The organism is Microbacterium sp. (assembly GCF_031179285.1).
Taxonomy (GTDB): domain Bacteria; phylum Actinomycetota; class Actinomycetes; order Actinomycetales; family Microbacteriaceae; genus Microbacterium.
On the sequence record NZ_JAPSHY010000004.1, the window covers coordinates 134057 to 153880 of the forward strand.

Genomic DNA, 19824 nt, shown 5'->3' on the forward strand with positions numbered 1-19824 from the left:
CGTTACAACGTTGATGACGCTGTTCGGTGCCATACACTTGAGAGGTTGCTCAGTCACGCGCGGAGGAGGGGATCGAGATCTCGACGACGTCTGATCAGACCGTGGTGAAGCAGTCCCGCGGCCGCACCGTCAGGGCCTATATCGCCCTGACCAAGCCGCGCGTCCTCGAGCTTCTTCTCGTCTCCACCGTGCCGGTGATGTTCCTTGCCCACGGCGGCTTGCCCGACCTCTGGCTCGTGCTGGCCACGGTCATCGGCGGCTCGATGAGCGCCGGTTCCGCCGCAGCGTTCAACATGTACCTCGATCGCGACATCGACGCTCACATGCACCGTACCGAGAACCGGCCGCTGGTCACGGGCGAGATCTCGCCACGCAGTGCGCTGATCTTCTCGTGGACGCTGGCAGTGGCATCCACCGTCTGGCTGTGGCTCACCACGAACTGGCTCGCGGCCACTCTCTCGGCCGTGGCGATCTTCTTCTACGTCGTGATCTACACGATGCTCCTCAAGCGCCGCACCGAGCAGAACATCGTATGGGGCGGAATCGCCGGGTGCTTCCCCGTCCTGATCGGCTGGGCGGCGGTCACCGGTTCGCTCGACTGGCCGGCCTTCGTTCTGTTCCTGCTGATCTTCCTGTGGACGCCTCCGCACTACTGGCCGCTGTCGATGAAGTACCGCGATGACTACGACGACGTCGACGTGCCGATGCTCGGCGTCACCCGCAACGCCTCGCAGGTGGGGCTGCAGGTCATCCTCTACGCCTGGGCGACCGTCGCGTGTTCGCTGCTGCTGGTTCCCATCGCCGGCATGGGTCTGGTCTACACGGTCTCGGCTCTGGTCTTCGGCGGCTGGTTCATCTATGAATCCCACCGCCTCTACAACCGCGCGGTGCACGGCACGGAGCCGCGGCCGATGCGGGTCTTCCACGCATCGATCACCTACCTGACGCTGATCTTCGTCGCCGTGGCGATCGACCCGCTGCTTCCGTTCTGACGACGGCCGGCGGCGCGATCACTCGCCGGTGTCCACGGCGGGGCTGAAGACGAGCTCGTCGAGGTTGCGGATGCTGTCGTGCCTCGGAGCTTCAGCCCGCAGCGGGGTCGGCGCGCTTCAGGTGCAGGACGACGACGGTGTAGGCCGCAGCCGAGAGCGACGCGAGCACCATGTGGATGCCGACCAGCACCTCGGGGAGTCCTTCGCGCGCCTGCCAGACGCCCACCGCGACCTGAACCGCGATCGCGACCATGAGCACGAGCAGCCACCCCCGCGCGCGAAGGCGCAGAATCCAGGCCGCGACGGCGAGTGCCACGACGAGCGCTGCGAGGATGTATCCCGGCCAGGAGTGCACATGCGCCAGCACCGTCGCGTCGAAGCCCTCGCGCAGCACGTCGGCGTCGCCGGAGTGCGGGCCCGACGCGGTGGTGAGGACGCCGAAGAGGATCGTCGCCGCCAGCGCCAATCCCGTGAAATGGGTGAGGATCCGGAACCAGGCGGGCGCTGTGGCGATGCGGCGGCCGGGCGTGGCATCCAGACGCACCAGATAGGCCGCGGTGACGCACACCAGGAGCAGCGACGAGGTGTAGTGGAAGCCGACGATGAACGGGTTCAGCTCGCTCACCACGGTGAGCCCGCCGACGACCGCCTGCGCCATGACACCCGCGAGGACGATCCAGGCGAGCGATGACAGGTCGCGTCGCGCCGGCCAACGGCGTAGCGAGTCGACGGCTGCCACGACAACGGCGATGAGCAGTGCCCCCGACGCGAATCCGAACGCAGGCAGCCCGAACGGATCGGTCGCGGCGTAGGCGATCAAAGCCGCGACCACGCCGCCGACGGCGAACCAGACCGCCCGCATGACCGGGCGGCGGCCGCCGAGGGCGTGCAGCGTCAACAGCAGCACCGCGAGCGCGAGGAGCCCGACGACGCCCGTCATGGTGCGGTTGCCGAACTCGATCACGCCGTGGATGCCCTGCTCCGGCGTCGGCACCAGGGATTCGGGGGTGCACAGCGGCCATTCAGAGCACCCGAGCCCCGAGCCGGTGAGACGCACGGCGCCGCCTGTCCCGATGATGACGACCTCCGCGACGAAGGAGAGCCAGGCGAGCACCCGGAGCGGGCGACCGAACTGCACCGGGTGCGCACCGGAGAAGCGCGGAGCGCGCGTTCGGGCGTCGATGACGCGGGGGGTCGGGGTCTCGGGCATGGGGCCTCCGGTCCGTGCATGCAACGGGGCGGACACCGGCCCGGTTGTCAGGCAGAACCTGTAGAATCGGATTGTTGCGATGAGCGCTGACCGCGCTGAAGCATCGACAACAGTTTAGGCGCGATGGATGCGCCGGTGATGAGGGCCCACCAGCGGCACCCGCTCCCGCAGACTCGACGGGGATCAGGTGTGTCGGGGCGGATGACACCGTTGGGACCTAAAAGGAGAGTGTGATGTCGGATGTGCTGATCGACCGCCCGGAGCTTGACGGCCTGGGGGTCTACGAATTCGGATGGCACGATGAAGACGCCGCCGGAGCAATCGCCAAGCGCGGAATCTCCGAAGAGGTGGTGCGCGGGATCTCCGCGCTCAAGAACGAACCCGAATGGATGCTGAAGACCCGTCTCAAGGGATATCAGCTCTTCGGTCGCAAGCCGATGCCGACCTGGGGCGCCGACCTCAGCGAGATCGACTTCGACAACATCAAGTACTTCGTCCGCTCGACGGAGAAGCAGGCGCAGACCTGGGAAGATCTGCCCGCGGAGATCCGCGAGACCTACGAGCGTCTCGGCATTCCCGAGGCCGAGCGCCAGCGTCTCGTCGCGGGCGTCGCCGCGCAGTACGAGTCCGAGGTGGTCTACCACCAGATCCGTGAGGACCTGGAAGAGCAGGGCGTCATCTTCATGGACACCGACACGGCGCTTCGCGAGCACCCCGAGTTCTTCGAGGAGTACTTCGGCTCCGTCATCCCCGCCGGTGACAACAAGTTCGCGGCCCTCAACACCGCCGTCTGGTCGGGTGGGTCCTTCGTCTACGTGCCCAAGGGCGTCCACGTCGAGATCCCGCTTCAGGCCTACTTCCGCATCAACACCGAGAACATGGGTCAGTTCGAGCGGACTCTGATCATCGCCGACGAGGACAGCTACGTCCACTACATCGAGGGCTGCACCGCGCCCATCTACAAGTCGGACTCGCTGCACTCGGCAGTCGTCGAGATCATCGTGAAGAAGAACGCCCGCGTTCGGTACACGACGATCCAGAACTGGTCGAACAACGTCTACAACCTCGTCACCAAGCGCGCCGTCGCACATGAGGGCGCCACCATGGAGTGGGTCGACGGCAACATCGGCTCCAAGGTGACGATGAAGTACCCGTCGATCTACCTGATGGGCGAGCACGCCAAGGGCGAGACCCTGTCCGTCGCCTTCGCCGGCCCCGGCCAGCACCAGGACGCCGGCGCGAAGATGATCCACATGGCGCCGTACACGCAGTCCTCGATCGTGTCGAAGTCCATCGCCCGTGGCGGCGGACGTGCCGGATATCGCGGCGAGGTGCGGGTGGATGCCAACGCGCATCACTCCGCGAACACCGTGCGCTGCGACGCCCTGCTCGTCGACACCAAGTCGCGCTCCGACACGTATCCTGCGATCGACATCCGTGTCGACGACGTGCAGCTCGGGCACGAGGCGACCGTGTCGAAGGTGAGCGAGGAGCAGCTGTTCTACCTGCAGTCCCGCGGCATGCCGGAGGACGAGGCGATGGCGATGATCGTGCGCGGCTTCATCGAGCCGATCGCGCGTGAGTTGCCGATGGAGTACGCGATGGAACTGAACAAGCTCATCGAGATGGGCATGGAAGGCAGTGTCGGCTAGATGACGGCCCCGACGACAGCGCCCGTGGCGGCGCAGGACAGCAACGCGCCCGAGAGCGGCGGACACATCGACCCGGCGGCTCAGTTGACGGACGCTTTCGTTCCCGTCCAGACCCGTTCGGAGCGCCCGCACTCGTTCGAACCGGCGGACTTCGGAACGCCGACAGGGCGAGAGGTCAACTGGAAGCACACCCCCGTCGCGCGTCTCGCGTCGCTGTTCGCGGCCGCCGATGACGACGGCGTCCGCTATGACTTCGGTGACGCGGCCGAGTACATCGCCGAGCCGCTCGCCGTCGGCACAGCGCCTCGGGGAGAGTTCTTCCGCCCCGAGGACGTCACGTCGGCTGTCGCCTGGCAGGGATCGCCGGACGCGCTGCACATCCGCATCCCGCGCGAGCGAGAGGTCGTGGAACCGATCCTCGTGGGGATCACCGGCCAGGGAGCCGAGCGACGCGCAGACGCCCACATCGTCATCGAGGCGCAGGAGCACAGCTCCGCCACGATCGTGCTCCAGCACACCGGATCGGCGCAGTACTCCCAGAACGTCGAGATCATCGCGCGCGACGGGTCGAAGCTCACCGTGATCAGCCTGCAGCAGTGGCAAGACGACGCGATCCATACCGCCGCTCACCAGGCGCGTGTCGACGCGGACGCCACGCTGAAGCACTTCGTCATCACGTTCGGCGGCGGCGTCGTGCGGGTGAACCCGAACGTCGAGCTCGCGGGATCCGGTTCTGAGGGCTACCTCTACGGTCTGTCCTACGCGGATGCCGGTCAGCACCTCGAGAGCCAGGTCTACCTGCATCACAAGGGCCCCCACACCACCGGCGACGTACTCTACAAGGGAGCGCTGCAGGGCGGCGGGGCGCACAGCGTCTGGATCGGCGACGTGCTCATCGGACCCGAGGCCACCGGAACGAACTCCTACGAGGCGAACCGCAATCTGGTGCTCACCGAGGGAGCACGCGCGGACTCGATCCCGAACCTCGAGATCCAGACGGGTGACATCCTCGGCGCCGGTCACGCCAGCGCGACCGGACGCTTCGACGACGAGCAGTTGTTCTATCTGCAGGCACGTGGCATCACCGAAGAGGAGGCCCGGCGACTCGTCGTGCTCGGCTTCCTCACCGACATCGTCCAGCGGCTCGGCATCCCGGCACTCGAGTCCGAGTTGCTGGCAGCGATCGAGACGGAGCTCGCGGCGGTGAGCGCATGAGCGCCCAGCGTGTCTGCGCCGTGAGCGACCTCCAGCAGGACATGCCGCTGCGCGTCGAGCCGGACGGCGTCCCCATCACCGTGATCAAGGACTCCGAAGGAGTCATCCATGCGATCGGTGACACCTGTACCCACGGCGACATCTCGCTGTCCGAAGGCTTCGTCGAGGGAGAGACGGTGGAGTGCTGGGCGCACGGCTCCGCATTCTCGCTCCTCACCGGCAAGCCCCAGAACCTCCCGGCCTATGAGCCGGTCCCCGTGTACATCGTCGAGATCGACGGAGACGACGTGCTCATCGACCCGACTGTGATTAAGGAAGTCTGAATGTCTGTTCTCGAGATCCGCGACCTGCACGTGACGGTCGAGACCGAGGCGGGGACCACCCCGATCCTCAACGGAATCACCCTCACGATGAACACCGGCGAGACGCATGCCATCATGGGACCCAACGGCTCCGGCAAGTCCACCCTGGCGTACACGATCGCCGGTCACCCCAAGTACACCGTCACCGGCGGCTCCATCACCTTCGACGGTGAGGACGTGCTGGCGATGAGCGTCGATGAGCGCGCGCGGGCGGGCCTGTTCCTCGCGATGCAGTACCCGGTGGAGATCCCCGGCGTCACCGTCACCAACTTCCTCCGCACTGCGAAGACGGCGCTCGACGGCGAGGCTCCGGCGATCCGCACGTGGACGAAGGACGTCAAGCAGGCGATGACCAACCTGCGCATGGACCCGAAGTTCGCGCAGCGCAATGTCAACGAAGGCTTCTCCGGCGGCGAGAAGAAGCGCCACGAGATCCTGCAGCTCGAAGTCCTGAAGCCGAAGTTCGCGGTGCTCGACGAGACCGACTCCGGACTCGACGTCGATGCGCTGAAGATCGTTTCCGAGGGTGTCAACCGCGCCAAGGAGTCGACCGGACTGGGCGTGCTGCTCATCACGCACTACACACGCATCCTGCGCTACATCCGACCCGACTTCGTGCACGTCGTCGTCGCGGGCAAGATCGTCGAGGAAGGCGGGCCCGAACTCGCCGATCGCCTGGAGGACGAGGGCTACGACCGATTCCTCGACCCCTCCGCCCCCGTCGAGGCGTAGGCTGGACGTATGACCGCGACGCTCACCGATGCGAAGTACGACGAGGTCACCGAGGCTCTCAAGGACGTCATGGATCCCGAGCTCGGGATCAACGTCGTCGACCTCGGACTGATCTACGACCTCGCCTGGGATGACGAGAACGATGCTCTCGTCATCCATATGACGCTGACCAGCGCCGGATGCCCCCTCACCGACGTGCTCGAGGACCAGACCGCTCAGGCACTGGACTCGGTCGTCGACCGGTTCCGGATCAACTGGGTATGGATGCCGCCGTGGGGTCCGGAGCGGATCACCGACGACGGGCGCGACATGATGCGCGCGCTCGGCTTCGCCATCTAGGGATGCTCGACGTCACGGCCCTTCCGCTGGCAGAGCTGCGTGCCCGCACCAGTGAGAAGTGGCGCGAATATCCCGACGACGTCCTGCCGATGTTCGTCGCCGAGACGGACTTCCCGCTGGCCCCGACGATCACCGCGGCACTTCGCCGCGCCGTCGACGCCGGCGACACCGGGTACATCGCCTCGAAGACACCCCTCGCGCAGTCGTACGCCGATTTCGCCCTTCGGCGCTTCAGCTGGAAGGCTGATCCCACGTCGATGCGAAGCACGGCCGACGTCAGCATGGGGATCGTGGAGATCCTGCGGCGTGTGGTCGCGCCGGGCGAACGGGTCATCGTCACCCCTCCGGTGTACCCACCCTTCTTCGATCTCGTCACCGAGGCGGGTGGCATCGTCGAGCGTGTACCGCTCCGCGACACCGGCACCGGCTGGGAGCTCGATCTCGACGGCATCCGTAGAGCTCTCACCGGTGGAGCTCGGGCGATCCTGCTCTGCAACCCGCACAATCCGACCGGGACCGCGCACAGCGCGCCCTCCCTGTCCGCCCTTGCGGACCTCGCCGCCCAGTACGGCGCATCGGTGGTCTCGGATGAGATTCACGCACCACTGTCGCAGCCGGGAACTGCGTTCACGCCGTTCCTCGCGGTATCCGATGCCGCGCGCACCGTCGGATACGCCGTCGTCAGCGCGAGCAAGGCATTCAACCTCGCCGGACTCAAGTGCGCACTCATGGTCACGGCTTCCGACGCGACCGCTGCCGTCGTGCGTGGCCTTCCGGTCGAGGTGGAATGGCGCACCGGCCAGTTCGGTCTGCTCGCGTCGGTTGCGGCATTCGCCGAGGAGAGCGACGCCTGGCTCGACGGACTGCTCCGGACCCTCGATCGCAACCGCCGACTGCTCGGGGACCTTCTCGACGCGCATCTCCCCGACGCTCGCTATCGGATGCCGGACGCCGGCTATCTCGCGTGGATCGACCTTTCGCCGCTCGGCTGGGGCGACAATCCGGCGCGCCGCATCCTCCGTGAGGCGAAGGTGGCACTGCATTTCGGCCCCGCTTTCGGTGAGGAGGGTCGAGGCCATGTGCGTCTGAACTTCGGCACGAGTCCGGAGATCATCACCGAGGCCGTGGAACGCATCGCCCCGCTGGCGCGCGCGTGAACGTCGCGGCACCGGCGACGATCTGGGATCGCACGCGTCTCGGCATCACCATCGGGTCGGTCGTTCTGATCTTCCTCGCCGCCATCGAAGCGCTGGCGGTCACCACGGTCATGCCGATCGTCAGCGACGACCTGAACGGCGAGGCGCTGTTCGCCGTCGCGTTCTCCGGCACGCTGGCCACCGGCGTCATCGGGATGGTCGCGGCGGGTGCGTGGAGCGACCGCACCGGCCCGCGGGTGCCCCTCTACACCTCGGTCGTGCTGTTCACGATCGGGCTGGTCGTCTCGGGGTTCGCGCCGGACATGTACACCTTCATCGCCGGGCGCCTCATCCAGGGTCTCGGGGCGGGCGGGCAGACCGTGGCGCTCTACGTCGTGGTCGCCCGTGTCTATCCGCCCGAGCTGCACGGCCGGATCTTCGCTGCGTTCGCGGCCGCATGGGTCGTGCCCTCGATGATCGGACCCTTCCTCGCCGTGGCCGAGTTCCTGCACTGGCGATGGGCGTTCCTCGGCGTCGCGGTGCTCACGGTCCTCGCGTTCGTCCTCGTCGTCGTGCGGCTGCGGAAGGTGTCGCTGGACGCGGCGGAGTACGCCGCCGATCCGGCGAGCGGAGACGCCGATCCTGCCGTCGGAGCGCCGGTTCCGAGCGGGGCGCGAATCGGCGTTCGCCTGCTGCTCGCCGTCATCGTCGCCGTGTCGGCGGTCGCCGTCGGCTTCGCTGCCGAGGCCCCGCCGGCGGTCGGGTGGCCGGCCGCACTTGCCGCCGTCGTGATCCTCGGTTTCGCCATCGTCCGGCTGCTGCCAACCGGAACGCTCCGTGCGCGGCGCGGGCTGCCCAGTGTGATCCTCATGCGCGGGCTCGCGGCCGGATCGTTCTTCGCGGCGGAAGCGTACGTCCCGAAGCTCTTGATGAACCGGTTCGACTTCAGCCCGACGATCGCCGGTCTCGCCCTCACGGTCGCGGCACTGGCATGGTCGGCCGCATCGGCTGTGCAGGGGCGTCACGGCGACCGCCTCGGCAGCACGCGCATCGTCTCGATCAGTCTCCCGCTGCTCCTGGCGGCCGTGCTCGGCATGCTGGTGGTGTCGGCCACGGGCCAGATGCCGTGGTTGGCGGTGATCGTATGGGGTTTCGCCGGTGCGGGAATGGGCTTGCTGTATCCGCGACTGACGGTGCTCACCCTCGCGTACTCGACCCCCGCGAACGAGGGCTTCAACTCCTCGGCATTGTCGATCTCCGACTCCACCGGTTCCGCGGTGACGATTGCGATCGCGGGCCTCGTCTACCTCGCGTTCCCTCTCGCCGGCTCAGGCTTCCCCGGCGTCTACCTCTTCACCGGCGCGCTGCTGGTGATCTCCCTCATCCCCGGCCTCAGACTCGGCGACGGCTCGCGCTGAGCGCGGCGAACGCTGCGACTCCCGCCTCGAAGACCTCATCGGCATTTGCCGTGGGGTCCGCAGCGTCCGCATCGACGGCGCCGATGCTCTGGGCGTGCATGCGCTGCTGCAGCAGCGTCACATGCCCCAGGATGAACTCGAATGCCGCGTCTGCCGTCGCCGCGTCAGTGCCAGCGCCGCCGAGCGAGGCCACGAGGGCTGCCTGCGCCCGCCGAGCGCCGAGCCGGAGAGCGTAGGTGCTCATCACGACCTCGGCGCCGTCACGGTAGGCCAGCAGCGCGTCTCGGATGGCGCGGGCGGTGGCAGCGACCGTCCAGTCGGCGTCGGGCTCTGGAACGGCGTCGAGGATTCGGTCGGCGACTGCGGCGAGCAACGACTGCTTGTTGACGAAGTGCCAGTAGAGCGCACTCGGCTGCACGTCGAGCTCTGACGCGAGGCGGCGCATCGAGAGGTCGGGCAGGCCCACCTCGTCGAGCAACCGGAGGGCACACTCGACCACACTTCGGCGATCGTGTCGTGCGGCGTTCATGATCCCAGTATAGTGAACGTCGTTCAGGTGAACGCTGTTCAGGTACTCGATTCTCTCTGGGAAGGATGCGCACATGACGGAGAAAGACACCGGTCGCGATCTCGCCCGTATCGCCATCTTCGCGGCTCTCATCGTTGTGCTCGGCATGGTCACGATCCCCGTCCCCGGAGGAGTGCCCATCACGGCGCAGACGCTCGGGGTCATGCTCGCGGGTGCGGTGCTCGGACCGCGACGGGCACCGCTCGCTGTGCTGATCGTGCTGGTTCTCGCCGCGGTGGGGCTTCCGATTCTCGCCGGCGGACGCGGTGGGCTCGGTGTCTTCTTCGGCCCCTCAGCCGGGTATCTGCTCGGTTGGGTGGCCGGTGCGGTGGTGATCGGCCTGATCGTCCGGGGCGGCCGGATCACGTGGTGGCGCATGGCGCTCGGTGCGACGATCGGCGGCATCCTGACCGTCTATCTGTTCGGGATTCCCGTTCAGGCGCTGGTACTGGGACTCGATCTCATGCCCGCCGCGATCTCCAGCCTGATCTTCCTGCCGGGCGACCTCCTCAAGGCAGGGATCGCGACCATGCTCACCCTCGCCCTTCGCCGGGCGTACCCTCCGGCATTCGGTGTCCATGTGCGGCCTCGTGTCGCCTGATACGACGCTCCCGACGATCTCCCTCGACGGTGTCTCGGTGCAGGTCGACGGGCGTCCGGTGCTGAGCGACGTGAGCGTCGATCTCTCCGCCCGACACATCGCGGTGATCGGCGCGAACGGCTCCGGCAAGTCCACTTTCGCCAGGCTCCTCAACGGGCTCGTGCGTCCGGCCGCCGGCTCCGTCGTCGTGCACGGGCTCGACTCGACCACGGATCGCGCGGAGCTTCGGCGGAGGGTGGGGTTCGTGTTCACCAATCCGGACGCCCAGATCCTCATGCCGACACCCGCAGAGGATCTCGCTCTCTCCGTGCGTGGAAAGGACCGCGTCGAGATCGAGCGGCTCGTCGAGCGGACCCTCGAGCGCTTCGAGCTCGCCGGCCACGCCGATGTGCCGGCGTCGTCACTCTCCGGAGGGCAGAAGCAGTTGCTCGCGCTCGCGTCCGTCCTCATCACCCGCCCGCAGCTGATCGTCGCCGATGAACCGACGACGCTCCTCGACCTGCGAAACGCGCGGCGGATCGGCGATCTTCTGCTGTCGCAGAGCGCGCAACTCGTGCTGGTCACTCACGACCTCCGCCTGGCCGAACGCTGCGACACGGTGCTCCTGTTCGAGGACGGCCGTCTGATCGACGTGGGCGAGCCCTGCGAGATCGTCGATTCCTACCGGCGAGCGTGCGGATGATCCTGCTGTATCGACCGGGATCCAGCATCCTCCACCGCCTCGGCGCGGGCCCGAAGCTGGTCGCGCTCTCGGTCGTCGCCGTCGTGCTGTCGATCTACCCGCACGACGGCTGGAGCATCGGCCTCACCCTCGCCGGCATCGCTGTGCTGTACCTCGTCGCGGCGATGCCGGTCGCCGTGCTCTGGAGGGAGATCTGGCGGCTGCGCTGGCTCGTGGTCGTGCTCGGGGCGGGCCTTGCCGTCTTCGTCTCACCCCTCTTGGCCGTCGTCAGCACCGGCCGGGTCGTCGCGCTCCTCCTGCTGGCCGCTCTGCTGACGCTCACGACGCGGATGGCCGACATCCTCGCCGTGCTGCACCGCCTGCTTCGACCCCTTCGGCGCCGTGGCGTCGACGTCGATGCGGTGGCCATGGCGATATCGCTGACCATCGCGATGACCCCCGTCGTCGCCTCGTTCGCGGATCGGCTGCGAGAGGCGCAGCGCGCCAGGGGCGTGAGGCTCGGTGTGCGAGCGGTGGTGCCGCTTCTCGTCCTCGCGCTCCGGCATGCCGACGAGGTCGGAGATGCGCTCGCAGCGCGAGGACTGACATGAGCGACTATCCGGCGAGGACCGGGAGCGGCGGCACCGCCGGGCGCCCCGGAGCGTCGGAGCGTCTGGCGAGCCGCAGCGACCCGAGGATGAGCGCGACGGCGATGGCCGCCGTCGCGACCGATGTGCCGAACACCAGCAGCATCAGCACCGCGCTCAGCCCGACGAAGGCCGCGAGTGTCATGCGCCGAGCCGATCCGGCGGCCCGCGGCGCTGGCGTCGTCTCGAACCGGGTGAATGCGACTGCGACGAGGGCACTCACACCGAGCGCGAGCACGAGCCAGAGCGGTCGTCCCAGCCACCATTCGACGCTGCCGAGCTCGGGAAGCGCGAGGCCCGTGGTGATCGCGACGACCGCGGAGAGCCCCGCCATGGCGAGCAATACCGGCATATGCCAGAGGTAGATGGTCATCGTGCGCCGCGTCACGAACGCGGTGAAGGCCGCGGCGTAGGGCCGCCCGCTGAATCGCTCGATCCGGTCGCGGTGGAGCGAGACCAGCGCGATATGGATGACACCGACCAGCAGCATGGCCGCCGTCGGCGGGTTGATGTTCGCGACGAGGTCGGGGGAGTAGACACCCATGGCGAAGGTGCACAGCAGGAGAGCGAACGCGCCGGCCGCAGCCGTGATACGAGTTCGCCGACTCAGCGCGTCGATACGACCGTCGGCGAAGAAGAATCCGAGCTGCTGGAGGGTGATCCAGACGAAGCCGAGGTTCAGGAATCCGAGCCCGTCGATGCCGCTGACAGCGCGCAGCACGTCGACGCCGACGGAGGCGGCCGCGAATGCACCGATGGTGAGCAGCGGTGCGCGGCCGTGAGCGGCGGCGAGAAGGGGGAGCAGCGCCTGGCAGAGCAGGAACACTCCGAGGAACCACAGTGGTTGTCCGTAGCGGAAACCGGCGATCGCGATGAGGTCGGCGGGAACGCCGATCATGGCGAGCACAGCCAGCGACGCGCCGACCATGCCGATGGTGAACAGCGCCGGGCGCAGCAGGCGGTGCATTCGGCCGGCAACGAATCCGGTGGCATCCTCGCCTCGCCCGCGTGCCCTTCGATAGGCGATGAGCCCCGAGAATCCGCCGATGATGAAGAACAACGGCATCACCTGGAGCAGCCAGCTGACCGGCGCGATCCACCACGTGCCGTCGCTGGCGTTCTCGAACACCGGTGTGCCGTCGACGACGGTGACGCCGACCATGATGGCATGCAGAAGCACGACACCGACCACGCAGAGCGCTCGGATGAAGTCGATGCCGGTGTCGCGAAGCGCCCGTGCGGGGCGGGCCGGAGCGGCGGCGGACGGCGGCGCCTGGACGATGGTCATGAGTCCTCCTAGGGAAGCGGTGTCCCAGGAGACTATGGAGACGGTGACCGGCCGGGCATCACCCGCCGGTGCTGTCTTGACCCCCTACCGGGGGGTGAGTCAGGAGGCGGGCTCGACGAGACCGGCGTCGTAGGCGAGGATCACAGCGTGCACCCGGTCTCGCAGGCTCAGCTTCGCCAGCACCTTGCCCACGTGCGTCTTCACGGTCTGCTCGGCGATGAACAGCTCGGCGGCGATCTCGCTGTTCGACCGGCCCAAGCCGATGAGGACGAGAACTTCGCGTTCGCGTTCGGTGAGACCGGACAGTGCCGTCGCTGCGCGCGGAGTGCGAGGCCGCCGACCTGCGAACTGCTCGATCATCCTTCGTGTGACGCTGGGAGCGAGCAGCGCGTCTCCGTCGGCGACGACCCTGACCGCGTGCACGAGCTCCTCGGGGAGCGCGTCTTTCAGCAGAAAGCCGCTGGCGCCCGCCTCGAGAGCGTCGTACACGTAGTCGTCGATGTCGAACGTGGTCAGCATGAGGATCCGCGGCACATGGGCCGCCGGGTACGAGGGCCCCAGGATGCGGCGCGTGGCCTCGATGCCATCCAGCTCGGGCATCCGCACGTCCATCAGGATGACGTTCGGATCCAGGCGCGCAGCCAGCGTTACGGCCTCGGCTCCGGTCGCCGCCTGCCCCACGACGTGGATGCCGTCATGGGCGTCGAGCAGAGCGGCGAATCCGGCACGCACCATGGCCTGGTCGTCGGCGATGAGCACACTGATCGTCACGAATCATCCTCCTGGTGGACGAGGTCGGAGCGGGAGTCGGTCCGGCTCGCGGTCGCAGATGTCGAGAATCCGTCGGAGGCGCTGGGCAGTTCGGCCTCGACCGTCCAGCCGCCGTCCGGGGCGGCGGCCGCGGAGAACGTGCCCCCGAGCAGCTCGGCGCGTTCGCGCATGCCGCGCAGGCCGTGACCTGCGCCACGGTCGGGTGGCGTGCTCGCGGGCGGTGCGTTCCACACGGTGATCCGTATCCGTGTGGCGTCGGCGCTCACCCGGACCGTGACCGCAGAGCCGGGCGCATGGCGAACGGCATTGCTCAGCGCCTCCTGCACGATCCGGAAGGCGGCGATCTGCACCGCCGGTGGCGCTGAGGATGCCGCATCGCCGCCCTCGACGGCGAGGCCGACATCGACGCCGGCGCGGCGGATGGTGCCGACGAGCGCCGGGATGTCGGAGATGCCCTGCTGCGGGGCGAGCTCAGCGCTCTGGTCCTCGGTGCGAAGGACGCCCAGCATCCGCCGCATCTCGGTGAGCGACGCACGAGCCGTCGTCGCTATGTCGTCGAATTCCGCCGCGGCGACGTCATCGATGCCGGCAAGGCGGTATCGGGCGGTCGAGGCCTGGACCTGGATGACCGACATACTGTGCGCGATGACGTCGTGCAACTCGCGTGCGATGCGGGTTCGTTCCTCGACGAGGGCGCGCCGTGACTCCTCGATGGCGCTGTGTTCTCGCTCGCGGGTCAGCTCCTCGGCGACGCGCATGCGAGCGGCGATCAGGGCGGCGATGACGAGCGCGGCCGCTGTCACCGACGCCGTCACGATCAGATCGGCCGTCGCGCTGCCGGCGGCCCCGGGCGCCGACACGATGTCCAGGCGAAGCAGCGGAGCGGAGAGAGAGGCGGCGAGGCCGATGACCAGCGGGAATGCTCCGAGTCGGACGCCGCTCACGAAGGTGACGACTCCGACGAACAGGACGAAGGTGAGCAGTGCCGGCACCGACCAGGGCCAGGGAGAGGAGACGGCGAGGTCGCGATCGACGAGGAGCGAGAGCGCGAAAGCCGCTGCGCAGAACATGGCGATCGACGAGCGGGGATGAGAGAGGGCGAGCAGCGGTGCGGCGCACAGGCCGGCGCCGATGAGGAACGCGAGGGCCAGCGGCGTGCCGTAGAGCGTCGCATGGATGGGCACGAGCACCGAGTACAGCGCGACGACCGCCACGCACAGCGCCACGACGGCGGTGCGGCGGCTGATCCGCGGTGAGCGCCTCGTGCGCTGCCGGCGATGCGCCATGGTCTTCATCCTGCCAGTTGCAGACTGGCCGCGCGCCGGCGCCGTGCCGCTGCCACGCGATCGATGATCAATCCGATCAGGAGCGCGAGCGCGATGCCGAGGGCGGCGCTGAGCAGCGGCTGATCCTTCACCCAGGAGCCGGCGAGCAGGCCGATCGCGACGCTGAAGATGCTCCAGCTCGTACCGGCGACGATGCTCAACGGCAGGAACCTGCGCCAGGGGAAGCCGAGGGCTCCCGCGGACATGTTCACGGCCACGCGGCCGACAGGGATGTATCGGGCGCCGAGGATGAGGGCGGCGCTGCTGCGATCGAGCGCTCGCTGTGCATGGTCGAACGCCGCGGCGACGCGCGGGCGCCGCATCCACGCGAATCGTCCGGTGCCGAGCCTGCGGCCGATCGCGAAGGCGATGTTGTCGCCGATGGCAGCTCCGACTGCCGCGATGGCGCACAGCAGGACGATGTTGACCTCGCCCGTCGACGCGCCGACGGCTGCTGCTGCGACGAGGACCGTCTCGCTGGGGATGGGTGGGAAGAAGCCGTCGATCACGGCCACCGCGAGCATGATCACGTACAGCCAGGGCGAGGTGACGGTCTGCATGATGAGCTCGTTGATGATGTCCACTTCAGCAGGCTAGGAAGTGAGCGGCCGGTGGGGCATCGCCCTGGGGTATCGACCGCGTCAGACCACAGAGGTATATCCGCGTGCCGGAACGCTCAGGCGGAGCGAACTATACTGAGAGGCTGGCCGATCGGCCGCTTCCCCCCCTGACGAACGGACGACCTGCTGTGCTTGCCGTGCACGACCTCGAGATTCGCGTTGGCGCTCGCCTCCTCATGGAGAACGTGTCGTTCCGCGTCGCGGACGGCGACAAGATCGGCCTCGTCGGTCGAAACGGTGCGGGGAAGACGACCCTCACCAAGGTGCTGGCGGGCGACGTGCTGCCCTCGGGCGGCCGGGTCGACCGTTCCGGCGAACTCGGCTACCTGCCGCAGGATCCTCGCACCGGCAACCCCGAGGACCTCGCTCGCACCCGCATCCTGGATGCACGCGGACTCGGGCAGCTGAATCTGGGAATGACGGAAGCGTCGATGGCGATGGCGTCGGAAGACCCCGTCGTCGCCGCCAAGGCCATGAAGCGGTATGCGGCGCTGACCGAGAAGTTCGAGGCGCAGGGCGGGTACGCCGCTGAGGCCCAGGCGGCCTCCATCGCTCACAACCTGTCGCTGCCCGACCGCATCCTCGACCAGCCGCTGTCGACGCTTTCGGGCGGGCAGCGCCGCCGCATCGAACTGGCGCGCATCCTGTTCTCCGATGCGCAGACCATGATCCTCGATGAGCCCACCAACCACCTCGACGCCGACAGCGTGGTGTGGCTGCGCGAGTTCCTCAAGGGGTACAAGGGCGGTCTCATCGTGATCAGTCACGATGTCGAACTGGTCGGCGAGACCGTCAACCGGGTGTTCTACCTCGACGCGAACCGTCAGATGATCGACATCTACAACATGAACTGGAAGAACTACCTGCGCCAGCGGGTGGCCGACGAGGAGCGCCGCAAGAAGGAGCGCGCGAACGCCGAGAAGAAGGCGACGACGCTGCAGCAGCAGGCCGCCCGCTTCGGGGCGAAGGCATCGAAGGCGGCGGCCGCGCACCAGATGGTCGCACGCGCCGAGAAGCTGCTCGCCGGACTCGACGAGGTGCGTCAGGTCGACCGCGTCGCCAAACTCCGGTTCCCGAAGCCCGCACCCTGCGGCAAGACGCCTCTCATGGCGTCCGGGCTGTCGAAATCGTACGGGTCGCTGGAGATCTTCACCGACGTCGATCTCGCGATCGACCGCGGGTCGAAGGTCGTCGTGCTCGGGCTCAACGGCGCGGGCAAGACGACGCTGCTGCGGATGCTCGCCGGCGTCGACAAGCCGGACACCGGTCAGCTCGAACCCGGGCACGGACTGAAGGTCGGATACTACGCACAGGAGCACGAGAACCTCGACGTGTCGCGGTCGGTGCTGGAGAACATGGTCTCGGCCGCTCCGCACATCACCGAGACCGAGGCACGGAAGGTGCTCGGGTCCTTCCTGTTCACCGGCGACGACGTGCTGAAGCCCGCCGGGGTGCTCTCCGGTGGCGAGAAGACACGGCTGTCGCTGGCGACCCTGGTGGTGTCGTCTGCGAACCTGCTTCTGCTCGACGAGCCGACGAACAACCTCGACCCGGCGTCGCGCGAAGAGATCCTCGGCGCGCTCGCGCACTACGAGGGCGCCGTCGTCCTCGTCTCGCACGACCCGGGAGCGGTGCAGTCGCTGAATCCGGAGCGGGTGCTCATCCTCCCCGACGGCGTCGAGGACATCTGGAACCAGGAGTACCAGGACCTCATCGAACTGGCGTGACCTGGAGGCGCCGGCCCCACGGTTCGCACGATGGCAGACGAACGCACGTCGAAGCGCCCGGTGACACCGCAACGGTGGCATAGTCGAAAGGTGCCAGAAGAGTTGCTCCGTGAGTCCCTTGATGTCTCCGCCTGGCTGCGCGCGCAGCCGGCACTCGCCGGTACGGCACCGCCGCTGAACCTCGACGACCTTCCCGCGCGCCCGGTCGAGCTGTTCCTCGACTGGATCGGTGCCGCGGTGGAAGCCGGTGTGCCCGAGCCGCATGCTGCGACCCTGGCAACGATCGGACTCGACGGCATCCCGGATGCCCGCACCCTCATTGTGAAGGGCGTCGACGAACGCGGATGGGCGGTCGCCGGTCCTCGTTCGTCGCGCAAGGCCGCACAACTCGCCGCTCACCCTATGGCCGCCCTGAACTTCTGGTGGCAGCCGCAGGTGCGAGCGGTGCGCCTCAGCGGAGCGGTCCATGAGGCGTCTCCCGACGAGAGCGCCGCCGATCTCGCCGCACGCTCGCCCGCCGCCCGCGAAGGCATCGCGCCCGGACAATGGGTGCTGTGGCGCGTCGTGCCGAACCGGGTCGAGTTCTGGCAGGGGTCGCCGGATCGCCGTCATACGCGCCTCGTCTACGAATCGCGCAGTGACGGCACGTGGGCACGGGGTGTCGTCGGATCGACAGACGTCCGAGAGAGCGGAGAGCGCAGCGCATGAGCGAGTACGAAGTGGTCGAGATCGGCTCCCTGGACCAGTGGCGCTCCCATTTCGGCGGGTTCGACGAGAGCCGATCGCGTGACGGTCGTCGCATCGTCGACCACGAACTGACCATGCAGTACATCGGACTGTCGGCGAACGCCCTCCGGCCGGGCGAGGAAGCAGGCTACTGGCACACGCACTCCCGTGTCGAGGAGCTGTATGTCTTCCTCGGTGGGCGCGGGCAGATGGGACTCGACGATGATGTCGTCGAGGTGGGCCCCGGCACCGTCATCAGGGTCGGCCAGGGTGTCTGGCGCACCTGGCGCGCGCTGCCGGACAGCGGAGAGGAACTGCGCTGGCTGTGCGTCCGAGCCGGAGGAGAACGGCTGCCGCACCTGCCGGACGACAGCTCACGCAACCCGGAGAAGCGGATGCCGTGGGCCGAGGACGCGCGTTCGGAGTGAGCCTGACGGCGGCGTCCCGGTCAGCGCGACCCTACGTCGAGCAGCTCGTCCTCGGTGTCGGCATCGTGGTCCCGGCGACGCGGGCGTCTTGCCGGCGTCACGACGCCCTCGACCTCCTCGCGGTGTTTCACGATCTCGGTCCGGATGATGTACCCGATGAAGATGAAACCCATGATCGCGAACAGGATCCACTGCACCGCATACGAGAGGTGAGGGCCCGGGTCGTCGGTGGGGGAGGTGAAGGTTCCGAGAGGCTCATCCGCCGAGGGCTCTTCGCTCACCAGCTGGCCGTATGCGGCGGTGATCACCGCTTCACCCACGGCCTTCTCGACGGTGGGGAGGTGGATCGTGGGCACCTGACCCGCCGGTGCTCCTCGGCCGGAGGCGGGGAGCGGCTCGCCGGGCCGCAGCCGTACGACGACTTCGACCTCTCCGGGCGGCGGTGACGGCACGGCGTCCGGTGCATCCCCGTCGCCGGGCGGAACCCAGCCGCGGTCGACGATGAAAACCCGTCCGTCGGCGTCGCGGAAGGGAACCAGCACTTCGAAGGCGCTGGTGCCGCCGTGGGGGCGATTGCGCACGAGCACCTGGTCATCGGCGAGGTACTCGCCGCGGAGGATCGCCGGATGCCACTCGTCGCCGGGGTCGAGTCCTTCATCGCCCGCCATGAGGTCGGCGAGGGGAACCGGCGAGGCATCGTAGTTCTCCTCGACGAGGTGGATCTGCTCGGCGCGGGACTCGTTGCGTTCGAACTGCCAATTCGCGAGGAAGGCGCACGCGACGGCGAAGCCGATGGCGATGAGGACATAGACGCCCCAGCGCAGCATCCGTGCGCTCACGCGGGAGCTCCGCCACGGATCGTCACCGGGAAGTCCCTGGCGGCGAGGTAGTCATGCAGGAACGACACGTGCTCGTCGCAGGCGAGCCAGATCTTCTCGCGGTCCGGCGCATGAATCCTGGGATTGCGCCACACCACCTGGTGCGTCGCGGCCGACCGGCATCCGGCGCGCGAGCATTCCGTGGCGATCACGGTCGTTTCTCGCGTGATTCGTGGATCGTGATGATCTGCGGCTCGGAGGGACGCGCGACCAATTCCGGCGAGGGGCTCGCGAGCTGCTGCACCGGCGATTCGGCCGCAGGTTCCGTGTTGTCGCTGCCCGCGTTCGCGAACACCACGGCCACGTACGGCAGCACGGCCGCGGCGATCGCGAAGACCCACGTGTACCAGCCGTACGGCTGCACGAGGACCATGAGGGCGAAGCAGACGATCCTGATGGTCATCGTCAGCGCATAGCGGCGGACGCGGTGAGCGACCTCGTCCTGCGGCGCCTGCGGCAGGGAGGTGACAGCTGGGGCGTGGCGTGGTGCCTTCACGATGACTCCAGCCTACGCCGCTGCGAGCCCGG

General features: G+C 68.1%; 23 protein-coding genes. 14 read left to right on the forward strand and 9 right to left on the reverse strand.

Annotated features, from left to right (window positions below; genetic code table 11):
* Nucleotides 1-71 precede the first annotated feature (71 nt).
* Nucleotides 72-992: a heme o synthase gene (locus RIN18_RS04045; protein WP_309102748.1), complete on the forward strand. Its 921-nt coding sequence runs from the start codon at nucleotides 72-74 to the stop codon at nucleotides 990-992.
* A gap of 91 nt (nucleotides 993-1083) precedes the next feature.
* Here RIN18_RS04045 and RIN18_RS04050 read toward each other — a convergent pair whose 3' ends face one another.
* Complete coding sequence (locus RIN18_RS04050; RefSeq protein ID WP_309102663.1) at nucleotides 1084-2202, reverse strand: COX15/CtaA family protein; 1119 nt, start codon at nucleotides 2200-2202, stop codon at nucleotides 1084-1086.
* 233 nt (nucleotides 2203-2435) lie between these two features.
* On the opposite strand from RIN18_RS04050, the gene sufB reads away from it, so the two are divergent.
* The 7 genes from sufB to RIN18_RS04085 are packed head-to-tail and all read left to right on the forward strand — an operon-like array spanning nucleotide 2436 to nucleotide 9056.
* The gene (gene sufB / locus RIN18_RS04055) at nucleotides 2436-3854 is read left to right on the forward strand and encodes a Fe-S cluster assembly protein SufB (protein ID WP_309102664.1); all 1419 of its coding nucleotides are present in this window, start codon (nucleotides 2436-2438) and stop codon (nucleotides 3852-3854) included.
* Nucleotides 3855-5069, forward strand: a complete 1215-nt coding sequence (sufD, locus tag RIN18_RS04060) for a Fe-S cluster assembly protein SufD (RefSeq protein ID WP_309102665.1) — start codon at nucleotides 3855-3857, stop codon at nucleotides 5067-5069.
* On the forward strand, nucleotides 5066-5392 hold the full coding sequence (locus RIN18_RS04065; RefSeq protein WP_309102666.1) for a non-heme iron oxygenase ferredoxin subunit: 327 nt from the start codon (nucleotides 5066-5068) through the stop codon (nucleotides 5390-5392). The genes sufD and RIN18_RS04065 overlap by 4 nt, the downstream gene beginning before the upstream one ends.
* Entirely contained in the window at nucleotides 5393-6163 is a 771-nt protein-coding gene (sufC, locus tag RIN18_RS04070; protein WP_309102667.1) for a Fe-S cluster assembly ATPase SufC, read from the forward strand.
* A gap of 9 nt (nucleotides 6164-6172) precedes the next feature.
* Complete coding sequence (locus tag RIN18_RS04075; protein ID WP_201469981.1) at nucleotides 6173-6502, forward strand: metal-sulfur cluster assembly factor; 330 nt, start codon at nucleotides 6173-6175, stop codon at nucleotides 6500-6502.
* Nucleotides 6503-6504: 2 nt separating this feature from the next.
* Nucleotides 6505-7659, forward strand: coding sequence for an aminotransferase class I/II-fold pyridoxal phosphate-dependent enzyme (locus RIN18_RS04080; RefSeq protein ID WP_309102668.1), 1155 nt, complete (start codon nucleotides 6505-6507; stop codon nucleotides 7657-7659).
* Nucleotides 7656-9056 (forward strand): MFS transporter, encoded by a 1401-nt coding sequence (locus RIN18_RS04085; protein WP_309102669.1) that lies wholly within the window; start codon nucleotides 7656-7658, stop codon nucleotides 9054-9056. The genes RIN18_RS04080 and RIN18_RS04085 overlap by 4 nt, the downstream gene beginning before the upstream one ends.
* On the opposite strand, the gene RIN18_RS04090 is transcribed toward RIN18_RS04085, so the two are convergent.
* The gene (locus RIN18_RS04090; RefSeq protein ID WP_309102670.1) at nucleotides 9031-9585 is read right to left on the reverse strand and encodes a TetR family transcriptional regulator; all 555 of its coding nucleotides are present in this window, start codon (nucleotides 9583-9585) and stop codon (nucleotides 9031-9033) included. The two genes, RIN18_RS04085 and RIN18_RS04090, sit on opposite strands and share 26 nt — an antisense overlap.
* 73 nt (nucleotides 9586-9658) lie before the next feature.
* Here RIN18_RS04090 and RIN18_RS04095 point away from each other — a divergent pair, with 73 nt between their 5' ends.
* Genes RIN18_RS04095 through RIN18_RS04105 form a run of 3 tightly spaced genes read left to right on the forward strand, consistent with a single transcriptional unit; the run spans nucleotide 9659 to nucleotide 11497 of the window.
* On the forward strand, nucleotides 9659-10225 hold the full coding sequence (locus tag RIN18_RS04095; RefSeq protein ID WP_309102671.1) for a biotin transporter BioY: 567 nt from the start codon (nucleotides 9659-9661) through the stop codon (nucleotides 10223-10225).
* On the forward strand, nucleotides 10215-10907 hold the full coding sequence (locus RIN18_RS04100; RefSeq protein WP_309102672.1) for an ABC transporter ATP-binding protein: 693 nt from the start codon (nucleotides 10215-10217) through the stop codon (nucleotides 10905-10907). Before RIN18_RS04095 ends, RIN18_RS04100 begins: the two co-directional genes overlap by 11 nt.
* Complete coding sequence (locus RIN18_RS04105; protein WP_309102673.1) at nucleotides 10904-11497, forward strand: CbiQ family ECF transporter T component; 594 nt, start codon at nucleotides 10904-10906, stop codon at nucleotides 11495-11497. The genes RIN18_RS04100 and RIN18_RS04105 overlap by 4 nt, the downstream gene beginning before the upstream one ends.
* A 4-nt stretch (nucleotides 11498-11501) precedes the next feature.
* On the opposite strand, the gene RIN18_RS04110 is transcribed toward RIN18_RS04105, so the two are convergent.
* The 4 genes from RIN18_RS04110 to RIN18_RS04125 all read right to left on the reverse strand — a co-directional run bounded on the left by RIN18_RS04110 (nucleotide 11502) and on the right by RIN18_RS04125 (nucleotide 15501).
* On the reverse strand, nucleotides 11502-12821 hold the full coding sequence (locus RIN18_RS04110) for an acyltransferase (protein WP_309102674.1): 1320 nt from the start codon (nucleotides 12819-12821) through the stop codon (nucleotides 11502-11504).
* Between the two features lie 99 nt (nucleotides 12822-12920).
* Nucleotides 12921-13592, reverse strand: a complete 672-nt coding sequence (locus RIN18_RS04115) for a response regulator transcription factor (protein WP_309102675.1) — start codon at nucleotides 13590-13592, stop codon at nucleotides 12921-12923.
* Nucleotides 13589-14878, reverse strand: coding sequence for a sensor histidine kinase (locus RIN18_RS04120; protein WP_309102676.1), 1290 nt, complete (start codon nucleotides 14876-14878; stop codon nucleotides 13589-13591). The genes RIN18_RS04115 and RIN18_RS04120 overlap by 4 nt, the downstream gene beginning before the upstream one ends.
* A gap of 5 nt (nucleotides 14879-14883) precedes the next feature.
* Nucleotides 14884-15501 carry a VTT domain-containing protein gene (locus tag RIN18_RS04125; RefSeq protein WP_309102677.1) on the reverse strand — a complete coding sequence of 206 codons (618 nt, stop codon included), beginning with the start codon at nucleotides 15499-15501 and terminating at the stop codon, nucleotides 14884-14886.
* A 164-nt stretch (nucleotides 15502-15665) separates the two neighbouring features.
* On the opposite strand from RIN18_RS04125, the gene RIN18_RS04130 reads away from it, so the two are divergent.
* From RIN18_RS04130 to RIN18_RS04140, 3 genes are read left to right on the forward strand one after another with little or no spacing between them, the layout of a single operon-like run.
* Complete coding sequence (locus tag RIN18_RS04130) at nucleotides 15666-17264, forward strand: ABC-F family ATP-binding cassette domain-containing protein (protein ID WP_309102678.1); 1599 nt, start codon at nucleotides 15666-15668, stop codon at nucleotides 17262-17264.
* A gap of 30 nt (nucleotides 17265-17294) precedes the next feature.
* On the forward strand, nucleotides 17295-17972 hold the full coding sequence (locus tag RIN18_RS04135) for a pyridoxamine 5'-phosphate oxidase family protein (protein WP_309102679.1): 678 nt from the start codon (nucleotides 17295-17297) through the stop codon (nucleotides 17970-17972).
* Entirely contained in the window at nucleotides 17969-18418 is a 450-nt protein-coding gene (locus RIN18_RS04140; RefSeq protein ID WP_309102680.1) for a cupin domain-containing protein, read from the forward strand. Before RIN18_RS04135 ends, RIN18_RS04140 begins: the two co-directional genes overlap by 4 nt.
* A gap of 20 nt (nucleotides 18419-18438) precedes the next feature.
* Here the strand turns inward: RIN18_RS04140 and RIN18_RS04145 are convergent, their stop codons facing one another.
* From RIN18_RS04145 to RIN18_RS04155, 3 genes are read right to left on the reverse strand one after another with little or no spacing between them, the layout of a single operon-like run.
* Nucleotides 18439-19257, reverse strand: a complete 819-nt coding sequence (locus RIN18_RS04145; protein WP_309102681.1) for an SURF1 family protein — start codon at nucleotides 19255-19257, stop codon at nucleotides 18439-18441.
* A complete protein-coding gene (locus RIN18_RS04150) occupies nucleotides 19254-19448 on the reverse strand; it encodes a hypothetical protein (RefSeq protein WP_309102682.1) in 195 nt (64 codons plus the stop codon). The genes RIN18_RS04145 and RIN18_RS04150 overlap by 4 nt, the downstream gene beginning before the upstream one ends.
* Complete coding sequence (locus RIN18_RS04155) at nucleotides 19445-19792, reverse strand: DUF3099 domain-containing protein (RefSeq protein WP_309102683.1); 348 nt, start codon at nucleotides 19790-19792, stop codon at nucleotides 19445-19447. Before RIN18_RS04155 ends, RIN18_RS04150 begins: the two co-directional genes overlap by 4 nt.
* Between the last annotated feature and the right edge of the window lie 32 nt (nucleotides 19793-19824).

Coding starts and splice junctions, on each gene's coding strand:
- RIN18_RS04120 (WP_309102676.1), bottom strand. CDS start 14,878: ATGGCGCATCGCCGGCAGCGCACGAGGCGCTCACCGCGGATCAGCCGC.
- RIN18_RS04095 (WP_309102671.1), top strand. CDS start 9,659: ATGACGGAGAAAGACACCGGTCGCGATCTCGCCCGTATCGCCATCTTC.
- RIN18_RS04105 (WP_309102673.1), top strand. CDS start 10,904: ATGATCCTGCTGTATCGACCGGGATCCAGCATCCTCCACCGCCTCGGC.
- RIN18_RS04080 (WP_309102668.1), top strand. CDS start 6,505: ATGCTCGACGTCACGGCCCTTCCGCTGGCAGAGCTGCGTGCCCGCACC.
- RIN18_RS04075 (WP_201469981.1), top strand. CDS start 6,173: ATGACCGCGACGCTCACCGATGCGAAGTACGACGAGGTCACCGAGGCT.
- RIN18_RS04140 (WP_309102680.1), top strand. CDS start 17,969: ATGAGCGAGTACGAAGTGGTCGAGATCGGCTCCCTGGACCAGTGGCGC.
- RIN18_RS04110 (WP_309102674.1), bottom strand. CDS start 12,821: ATGACCATCGTCCAGGCGCCGCCGTCCGCCGCCGCTCCGGCCCGCCCC.
- RIN18_RS04050 (WP_309102663.1), bottom strand. CDS start 2,202: ATGCCCGAGACCCCGACCCCCCGCGTCATCGACGCCCGAACGCGCGCT.
- sufD (WP_309102665.1), top strand. CDS start 3,855: ATGACGGCCCCGACGACAGCGCCCGTGGCGGCGCAGGACAGCAACGCG.
- sufC (WP_309102667.1), top strand. CDS start 5,393: ATGTCTGTTCTCGAGATCCGCGACCTGCACGTGACGGTCGAGACCGAG.
- RIN18_RS04090 (WP_309102670.1), bottom strand. CDS start 9,585: ATGAACGCCGCACGACACGATCGCCGAAGTGTGGTCGAGTGTGCCCTC.
- sufB (WP_309102664.1), top strand. CDS start 2,436: ATGTCGGATGTGCTGATCGACCGCCCGGAGCTTGACGGCCTGGGGGTC.
- RIN18_RS04135 (WP_309102679.1), top strand. CDS start 17,295: ATGGCAGACGAACGCACGTCGAAGCGCCCGGTGACACCGCAACGGTGG.
- RIN18_RS04065 (WP_309102666.1), top strand. CDS start 5,066: ATGAGCGCCCAGCGTGTCTGCGCCGTGAGCGACCTCCAGCAGGACATG.